This is a genomic window from Nocardia sp. SYP-A9097 (assembly GCF_009649815.1).
Taxonomy (GTDB): domain Bacteria; phylum Actinomycetota; class Actinomycetes; order Mycobacteriales; family Mycobacteriaceae; genus Nocardia.
This window is the reverse complement of record NZ_WJIC01000003.1, coordinates 595,461-604,700: the sequence shown is the minus strand read 5'-3', so window position 1 is coordinate 604,700 and position 9,240 is coordinate 595,461. Positions and strand designations below refer to the sequence as shown.

The window sequence follows — 9,240 nt, the reverse complement described above, 5'->3', positions numbered from 1 at the left end:
GATCCACATGCTCGATATCGACCGGGCACTGCTCCACACACGCACCACACGTCGTGCAGGACCACAACACCTCGGGATCGATGATGCCGTTGACATCCTCGCCACCCACCAGCGGACGCTCCGCCTCCGCACGATCCGATTCAGACAGCTTCCCTTCGTCTCCACCAGCGAGCAGATAGGGCGCTTTGGCATAGGCGTGATCGCGCAGCGACATGATCAATAGCTTGGGAGACAACGGTTTTCCCGTATTCCATGCCGGGCACTGACTCTGGCAGCGACCACATTCGGTACAGGTCGTGAAGTCGAGCAACCCCTTCCACGTGAAGTCTTCAACCTTGCCCGCACCGAACACGTCGGCGTCCGCATCGGCAGTCTCCATCTCCAGCACCTTGCCCCCGGACATCATGGCCCGGGCCGCCCCGAGCGCGGCCCCACCATCCCCCTCGCGCTTGAAGTAGATATTGAAAAACGCCGAAATCCGATGCCAAGCAACACCCCAGGTCAGCTTGCGCCCGATGAGATACAGGAAAGCCGCCCCCGCAAGCATTTTGACGAACGCGAAGACCGAAATCAGCAGCGGACTGACCGGCAGCAACCGAGCCACCTGCATGGTGAGCGGATCAGTCCGAGCGTCCCCACCACCAAAGGTGGCAATCCTGCCCGACTTAACCATGACATCACCGAAACCATGTGTGAGAACAATGGATTCGATGACATACGCGGCAAGAAAGTTCGACCCTCCGAACCGGGACAGCCGCGCGGGCCGACGCGGATGATTCAACTGCCGAATGACTATCAGCACCACAATCCCGATGACAGTCCCGAAACTGAGGATCTCCTCCAACAGCCGATAGCCGAAGGTCTCGCCCACGATCGGCCAATGAAACTCGGGATCGAAAGTCTGCCCATAGGACTCGAAATAGAACACCATCCCCAGCAAGAACCCGACCATCACCAGCCAATGCGCCCAGCCGACAGTCCGAAACCTGTTCATCCGCGTATGCGCGCCCACCTCGACAACAACGTTCCGCACTCGCGGCAACACAGGCCGCATCCGTGACCAATCAGCCTGTCCCGCACGGAAAACGCGAACCATCCGCATCAACCCGACAAATAGCGACCCCCAGCAAACCACGGTGACGATCGCCCCAATGATCCCCAATACGATCGTCGCGGCACTCACAGCGCTGACCCCTCCGGTCCGAGAATCCACCGAGCGGCAACCTCAATCATGTTACCGCCCAGTAACTTACATGTCCGGTGTCAAGCTATCACCGAATCGACAGCCACGAAAGCCCCGTTCCGGCCAATCACCCCAATGGCAGCAATCGGCCAATCCCGCCGTGGCGGTGGATGCTTGGACCATCACCATCCACCCCATCGAGTTCATAGAGCGTTCGGCGGTGTCCCCCAGATCGGTCATGCCTTCCAAGGCAATCGACTGATCAGTGGCTTTCGGAATATGCCACTGCCGCAGCGAGATCGGATGCCGCCAAATCCTCCGGGTCGATGAAGCAGTAGAGCATTCCCATATCGCCGAACCCGATGCCATTGCCGCCGTCGGTGTCGATCTGCACCAGCAGCAGCTGCCCATCCGGCGTATCGCGATCCGAGTAGAAGCGCTGTTCGGCCGCGCTTCCGGGCAAAATTCCGCGATCGTTGTCGCCTTGAATCTCGTGGGCCCAGCCGCCGATCTGATGCCAGGGTTCCGTGACCGCCGACCGGGCCTCGTCGAACTTCTCCGCCGCCTCGGCCAGCCGCTCGTCGAACCGTTCCTCGAACTTGTCGAGTTCCGGCAGCGGCATCTCGTAGCGAGTGGGCAAGGTGGGGATGATTCGGTAGGTCAACGGTAGGCGTGGGTCTGGTGAGCGGCGGAACTGCGGTGTAGGCAGGAACCCGTTGGCGGCGACAGACTGCTGCCGGAGGCCCCGGCCCCGATTTGCCCGAACAGGCTCGCGCACAGCGCGATTCGCCGACTCGGTACCCGGCCTGCCACACCAATTCCGCAGAGACGTCAACGCAGGATCGAGACGAAAAACCCTCTGCCTGAGGTTGATCCGTATGCGCCGAGTGTGACCATGGCCGGGCGACGGCTATCCGATCGGTTGAGCGTCGATCGCACCGGCGAGTGGCGTCAGGGTGACCAGAGGAATTGTTCTGGTCGTCATTGCCTGATAGTCGTCGTAGCCGGGGTGGGCCGCGATGACATCGGGCCAGAGCGCATTCCGCTCGCCCGGTGACAGAACGCGAGCGGTCATGGGCCGATCCGGACCGTGCCCGCGTGCGACCCGAACCGCGGTGTTCGCACGTATATTGTGCAGCCACGCCGGATCGGTGGGATCGCCGCCGCGGGAGGCGACGACCACGATCGTGTCGCCGTCGATGATCGGCGCGGTGAGAATGACGGTATGCGACCGGCCGGATTTGCGGCCGATTGTGGTCAGCCTGATCGTCGGCATACCTTTGAAGGTGGTCCCGAGGATGCCGCCGCTGAGCTTCAGCACGGCACGGTGAATGGTGGTGACGGTCTTGAGTTGACGGTCGGACGGCATGGCGTCGCTCCTCCTGTTGGCTGATGCGTGATCCGCCACCCACCTTCCGGATGCGACTAGCGATCGACTTGTGAACCAATGCGGTCGCGCACAGCGCTGATCCATTCCCGGCATCCGCAGCGGTGAGCGAGGCGTTCGGCGGTCGCGTAGTGCTCGGCCGCCAGGTCGGGTTTGCCGAGCAATGCCGCGAGGTCGCCGAGCACGGTATCTACCGGCCCCGCGGTGTGCGCGCCGGTGTCCGCGCCCGCGATCTGACCCGAGTACACACGCAGCTGCTGGTACACCTGCGCTGCTTCGGCGCGTTGCTCGAGACCCACGACGGCCATACCGCGCACGGTGAGGAAGAGCGAGCGGAAGAAATCGTTGCGCAGCGGCCGACGAGCCCGCGTTGCCGCCAGCGCACCGCGCCGGTCACCGGTCGCCAGCAGTGCCAAGGCGAACGGGTCGACGACCACGTCGTTGCCCGAACTGTCGAGTTGCTCGAACGTCTCGGCGAGCAGCGTTGCGAATTCGCCGACCCGGCCCTGCGTGAGTCGGAGGGCGACCAGGGCGATCAGCAGGTTGCCGTCCGCATCGAAGACCTTGTGGCGCTCGAGGAATTCATGGGCCTGTCGGTAACCCTGTTCCGCGGCTTCGAGATTCCCCGTCAGGTGCGCGATCATCGCATGGCCCATGAGGTTCGCCGCTCGCGCCTGCGCCCAGTGGTAGCGGTCGGCCAGCAGCGTCGCCACCACCAGTTCGGAATTCGCGCGGTCCACATCGCCACGGGCCGCCGCGACCTGGAATGCGGCGTTATGCCCGATCAGCGCGAGGACGGGAAGCGCGTTGTCCTCGCCGAGGGAGACCAACTCGGTCGCGAGCCGATCACGATCGGCCAGTGGAATCGAGGTGTCGTACACCGAGAGTCGCGCCTGCAAAGCCAGCCCGAGCAATCCGGGATCACGCAATCCACGCGCCAGGGATTCGGCTTCCGCGGCTGCCTCGCGCGCTCGTTCGTGCAGCTCTCCGCCGATCTCGCGGACCAGTGCGACCAGCAGCCTGCAGCGCGCCTGCGGGGTGAGACCGGAGGTGCGCAGCACGGCCTCGATCGAGGCGACCACCTGCTGGTCGACGGACCCGTAGGCGCGGTTCAGCCAGGGAGTCGGCGTATCCCACGCGGTGAGCGCCTCGACGAGCAATTCGGGCGTATCAGCCGCTGAGACCGCCCGGTCGCGCGCATCGCGGGCCGGGAGGCCGGCACCGGCGGCGAGATAGCTCCTGCTCATCCGCGAAAGCGCGGCGACCCGCTCGGCCGCCGTGTTTACACCGCTGATCCGTTCGAGCGCGGCGACGACGCGACCGTAACTTTCGGCGGCGGCATCGTGGGCGAATCGGCGTTCGGCCTGATCGGCTGCCGCGCGAGCGGCGTCCGCGGCCCGCCGGGCGGTCGCCGCGGTGAGCGACTCCCCGAAATGGTGCGCGAGCGCCGACAGGTCGTCGGGCCGGGTCCGCTCGATCGACTCGGCGATGCGCAGATGCCAGCGGCGGCGTCGTATGCGGGACAGATCACCGAGCAGAGTGTCGCGGATGAGCGCGTGCGTGAACCGCGCATGATCGGAACCCGGTTCTTCGAGCAGTCCGGCCAGCACGCCGGCCTCCACGGCATCGAGGACCTCGCCCTCGCCGATTTCGGCCGCACCGATCAGCACCTCGATATCGAATTCCCGCCCGATCACCGCCGCCAGGCGCAGGACCGACACGCTGACCGCGGGGAGTCGCGCGAAGCGCCGCCGCAGCACGTCCCGCACCCCCTGCGGTACTTCCGACATCGCCACCAGCGCACCCTCGCTGCCGAGCAGACGAGCGCTTTCGATGAGGTAGAAGGGATTTCCGCCGGTGCGTTCGGTCAGCGCCGCCAGCGTCGCCCGATCTGGATCATGGCCGGAGATCGAGCGGATGAGAACCGTCGCGTCGTCGAAATCCAAGCCGCGCAGACGTATTCGCGCCGCGGTCACGGTGGCGAGCGAGGCGAGCGTGTCTTCCAGCGGCATCGCGATCTCGTCGGGACGGTACGAGATCACGATCAGTATCGAGGCCGATTTCGCGACACTGCCGAGCAGGGTGAGCGTCTCCAGGTCCGCGCGGTGCAGGTCGTCGAGGAATACCGCGAGCGGTTGCCGCTGTGCCGCCTCGTCCAGGTAGGCACCGACAGCGCGATGCAGCAGGAATCGCCCGACCGCGGCATCGGCGTCGAAACCGGTGCGCCGGTCGGCAAGCAACGGCTCGAGCGGCGCGGCGTAGTGACCAGGATCGACCGTGGCGGTGAGTTCGCGCAAAGCCTCCACCCACGCCCATGCCGGTGGCGCACCGTCCTCCTCGGGGCAGCGGCCCGTGATCACACGCCAGCCACCGTTCCCCAGTTCGGCCCGGAATCGCTGCAGCAGAAGGGATTTACCGCTGCCGGCTTCCCCGATCACAGCCGCGACACGAGGTGCTCTGCCCACTCCTGCCGCGCGCTGTAACTCATCCAGTTCCCTTGTCCGGCCGACGAATTCGGAATGTACCTCCGAGGGCTCCGCAGTCGGTGTGGGCAACGGAACCGGCGCGGGCACATCGATGGGGATGCGCTGCGCCAGCAGATCGGCCTCGAGCTGGACCAGGGCGGGGCCGGGATCTATGCCCAGTTGATCCGCGAGCACCTCGCGGGCGGCACGCAGCGCGGCGAGTGCGTCCGCCTGCCGTCCCGCATGGAACCGCGCCAGCGCCGAAACCCGCCACGCCTCCTCACGCAGTGGATGCGTACTGGTCAAGGCATCCGCTTCCACGGCGGCAGCGGTCGGGTCACCGAGTTCCACCAGGGTCGCGGCCAGTCGTTCGCGTGCTGCCAGGCGCAGCTCCTCGAGTCGGCTCGCCTCGGCCCGTGCCCACGATTCGTCACTGAATTCAGCGAACGCCGGGCCGTGCCATCGACCGAGCGCCTGTTCGAGGCTGCGCCTTCGTTCCACGGGATCTGTTGGCGCGCTGCGTAGTTCGGCCTCGAACTGCCAGGCGTCCACCGCTTCGGGGGCGAGTCGCAACGCGTATCCCGGCGCCTGACTCACCAGCACGGTGGCCGGTGAGCGGGGCAACCGATCGGGCTCGAGCAGCTTGCGCAAATGCGAGATGTACGCCTGCAATGTGCCGAGTGCGCGCGTCGGCGGCTCACCGCGCCAGAGATCGTCGATCAGCCGGTCCACAGGCACGACCGCCCCGCGCGCGACGAGCAGCAGGGTGAGCACACCGCGCTGGCGGCGGCCGCCGAGATCCACACTGCCACGCCCGGTCTGTGCGGTCAGCGAACCGAGCACCTGAATCCGCACCATGGCGGCCGATTCTATTGCAAGTGTCCTACAAGTGGATCGACGCACAGTGGGCCCATGAACGCCATAACCCAGACCACCGAACGCCCCGACACCTCCGACATGGTGCTCATTCACCGCGCGTTCCGCCGCCATTTCGCCGCGCTGCCGGACCTCGTCCGCGGTGTCGCCGACGCGGACATCACCCGCGCGCGCCGCATCGTGGAGTTCCTCACCGAACTCGGCACCGGCTTGCATCACCACCACACCGGCGAGGACGAGCTGATGTGGCCACTGCTACTCGAGCGGGCGAAAACCGATGGCGCACTGATACTGCGCATGGAGGAACAGCACGAGCGGATCGCCGAACTGACCGCCCGGGCGGACCGGCAGGCGGAGGAATTCGCCGGATCGGCACAGCCGCGGGTGCGCGAGCAGCTCGTGGTCACGCTGTCCGCGCTCGCCGCCGCTCTCGACGAACATATGGCCGAGGAAGAGGCAGCCATCCTGCCGCTCGTCGAACGTGTCATGACCCCCCGCGAATGGGCGGCGCTGGGCGAACGAGGACGCGGCGCCGTGGCCAAGGACCGGCAATTGATCTTCCTCGGCTTCATCCTGCAGGGAGTCCCGCACGCCGAACAACGAAAGTTCCTCGCCGACATGCCCTTCGCCGCCAGACTCGCCTGGCGTCTACTCGGCCGCCGCGCCTTCGCCAGGGAGTACCGCTCGATCTACGGCATAGATCCCGGATCCCGCAGCTGAGCACCTACGAACAACTGTAGGGTCCTCTTCTTCCCTGCGAATCCGATCGTAATGGCCTGCGCAGATCCTGCGTTGTCGCATCTGGCGCCAGCCGGTCCCGGCGATCGCCTGGCTGATGCAGGTCTCGGAAGCCTATGTGCGGCAAGTGATCCACGAGTTCAACGAACGGGGGTTCGAAGCATTGGACCCAAAATGGAGCGGGGCAGGCCGAAGAAGGTCGATCGGGTCACGGGTGAAGGTATCGCCTGTATCGCCCGGTGCGGCCCCCGTGGCCGGGGTTGGCCGTTCTCGACGTGGATCCTGTCGAAACTGCGGGAAGTATTGCAGAGCAACGGCATTGCCGAGATAAGCCGGGAAACCCCGCGTCAGATCCTCGAGGCCGAGGGTGTGTCGTGGCAGGCGGTCAAGACCTGAAAAGCCGGACGCGATCCGGAATTCACGGCGAAGATGAACCGGATCCCGGACCTCTACGACCATCCGCCTGCCGACGGGCGCCTGATCTGCGTCGACGAGTTCGGGCCGTTGAATCTGCAACCCCGCGCTGGTCGGGGCTGGTTCCCGCAGCGAAGACCGAGGCGGTTGCGGGCGACGTGTTCAGAAGGTGAACTGGGTGCCGTAGGCGGTCGTCTGCACCGTCCCCCCTGGGGTACCCACCGTGGCGGTGACGAAGGGGACGGCCGATACCGGTGAAGCACACTGGGAGATGTTCAACGCGGCGTTGTTGAAAATGATGTGGTACGGGAACGTGTTCCTTTCGTCGAGGTTGGCCGTCGCTGTCGTGGCGGTCGTGACCTCGCCCGGTCCCAAGGTGCCCCCCAGTTCCTCTGTCAGGCCCAGAGTCCCCGCAACGCTCGGGCCGAGGCTCAGAATGGGCGGGCTGACCAAGTCGCCCTGGACGGCGGTGGCGCCGGGGATGGCGGCGGCGGTGCCCGGGATGGCGGTCGTGCCCGGGATGGCGGCGGTCGTGCTCGGCATGGCGGCGGCCGTGCCCGGGATGGCGGCGGCCGTGCTCGGCATGGCGGCGGCCGTGCTCGGCATGGCGGCGGCCGTGCCCGGGATGGCGGCGGCCGTGCCCGGGATGGCGGCGGCCGTGCTCGGCATGGCGGCGGCCGTGCTCGGCATGGCAGTGGTGGTGCTCGGCATGGCAGTGGTGGTGCTCGGCATGGCAGTGGTGGTGCTCGGCATGGCAGTGGTGCTGGCAGCCGACGTTGTCGGCTCCGGTGAGACCGTGTCACTCGGCGGGATGAAAATGGGGGTAATACTGGCCGCCAGCCCCTGATTGGGGGCGAGCCCGACGGTGACGCCGCCGGCCACACTCACGGCGCAGCCGAGGATGAACCCTGCGACGGCCTGGCCTGACGTCACTTCGGCGCCCTCCACGTTTATCGAGTAGTCGCCGGACAACTGCGCCGCATGCGAGAACGTCATGAGATAGTTCGGAGTCCGGTCACCGGGTGGGTCCGCCCTGATGTTGTCTATCGATGACGTCAGATGAATCCCCGCACCGGATGCGTCCGCGCCGGGCGGCTGGGCTCGGCTCGGCTGGGCGCCGATGTGCCACAGCATCAGGACAGCCAAAGCGGCCGCACCGGTCACAAGAACGACGTGTGGAGGTCGCATATCTGATCCTGTTCGAATCGGATTGGAATGAGCGGCGGCGGAGTCGCCCCAACAACACAGTTTGGCTAATAACTAGCAATCGTAACGGGATGCCGGTCCGACACATCGGAATAGCAGGGCGCGTCGCGCGCCGCTTGGGCAAAGCCACAGATTTGCCGACAACACACCGAGTTGACTGCTCTCCGGTACGGGCCATGTGAGCTGCTTATACTGTCTGCCACCGTACGTACGGCAAATACTCGAGGCCGAGAAACGCGGAGATGAAATCGTCAGGAGGTACAAATGTCGAAATCCGATCATTTGCTCAGGTCACGTTCGATATTGATTGCTAGCCTATTGCCGCTTGCGCTCGTTCTCGGAACCGAAGTCGCCAACGCAGCCCCGGACGACACCGCACCGGCGCCCGCCACCCCTTACATAGCAGCGGACTGGCTATCGCTGATGCGGCACGAGCAGGCGCAACTTCCTTTCCCGTTGCCGATCGCGCTCGCTCCACCCGACCAGCCGCCGGCCGACATCGCACCGGCGACTGACATCACGCCCTCGGCCTACCTCGCACCGCCTGCCGACTATCAACCGATGGCCGATTCTCAGCAGCCGATCCAGTCGTTCTGTGGTTACGTCCCCGTAGATTCCCTCCGATGCACCACCACTGTCGTCGACGCGGGCGTCGGTGCGGCAATCGGGGCGGGCATCGCCGTGGGAGTGGCCGCTCCTGTGGCGATGGCCGCCGGAGCGGTCGGCGCGGTCGCCGGATTCGTCGCCGGTATCCCGTTCCTGCCGACCGGCTTGGTGGTCGGCCCGCTCGTCGGCGCTGCCGTCGGCGTCGCCGTCATCGCCGGCCCTGCCGCCCTACTCGGTGCGGCGCTCGGAGCGTCGGTCGGGGCGATAGTGGGCATCACGACGCCCTTCCCGCAAGACCTTGGCCAAACCGGAGTATCCGGTGCGCCCCTCACCGCACCGGAATAAAGCACCCCGCTGCACGGGCC

General features: G+C 66.0%; 8 protein-coding genes. 3 read left to right on the top strand and 5 right to left on the bottom strand.

The window, feature by feature from the left end; translation table 11 throughout:
* The 4 genes from GFY24_RS10100 to GFY24_RS10085 form a co-directional block, all read right to left on the bottom strand.
* Positions 1–1,183: (Fe-S)-binding protein (locus GFY24_RS10100; protein ID WP_309230675.1), on the bottom strand; the 1,183-nt coding region annotated here is incomplete at its 3' end.
* 262 nt (positions 1,184–1,445) lie between these two features.
* Positions 1,446–1,823, bottom strand: a complete 378-nt coding sequence (locus tag GFY24_RS10095; protein WP_153804681.1) for a DUF1963 domain-containing protein — start codon at positions 1,821–1,823, stop codon at positions 1,446–1,448.
* Between the two features lie 270 nt (positions 1,824–2,093).
* On the bottom strand, positions 2,094–2,552 hold the full coding sequence (locus tag GFY24_RS10090) for a nitroreductase/quinone reductase family protein (protein WP_153804680.1): 459 nt from the start codon (positions 2,550–2,552) through the stop codon (positions 2,094–2,096).
* Positions 2,553–2,608: 56 nt separating this feature from the next.
* Positions 2,609–5,893: a BTAD domain-containing putative transcriptional regulator gene (locus tag GFY24_RS10085; protein WP_153804679.1), complete on the bottom strand. Its 3,285-nt coding sequence runs from the start codon at positions 5,891–5,893 to the stop codon at positions 2,609–2,611.
* Positions 5,894–5,947: 54 nt separating this feature from the next.
* On the opposite strand from GFY24_RS10085, the gene GFY24_RS10080 reads away from it, so the two are divergent.
* The gene (locus GFY24_RS10080) at positions 5,948–6,631 is read left to right on the top strand and encodes a hemerythrin domain-containing protein (protein WP_228566125.1); all 684 of its coding nucleotides are present in this window, start codon (positions 5,948–5,950) and stop codon (positions 6,629–6,631) included.
* A 192-nt stretch (positions 6,632–6,823) separates the two neighbouring features.
* Complete coding sequence (locus GFY24_RS41805) at positions 6,824–7,045, top strand: hypothetical protein (protein ID WP_228566124.1); 222 nt, start codon at positions 6,824–6,826, stop codon at positions 7,043–7,045.
* Between the two features lie 180 nt (positions 7,046–7,225).
* Here the strand turns inward: GFY24_RS41805 and GFY24_RS10065 are convergent, their stop codons facing one another.
* Positions 7,226–8,251 (bottom strand): MspA family porin, encoded by a 1,026-nt coding sequence (locus GFY24_RS10065; protein WP_153804678.1) that lies wholly within the window; start codon positions 8,249–8,251, stop codon positions 7,226–7,228.
* 579 nt (positions 8,252–8,830) lie between these two features.
* Between GFY24_RS10065 and GFY24_RS10060 the strand changes: the two genes are divergently transcribed.
* Entirely contained in the window at positions 8,831–9,220 is a 390-nt protein-coding gene (locus tag GFY24_RS10060) for a hypothetical protein (protein WP_153804677.1), read from the top strand.
* Positions 9,221–9,240: the final 20 nt, after the last annotated feature.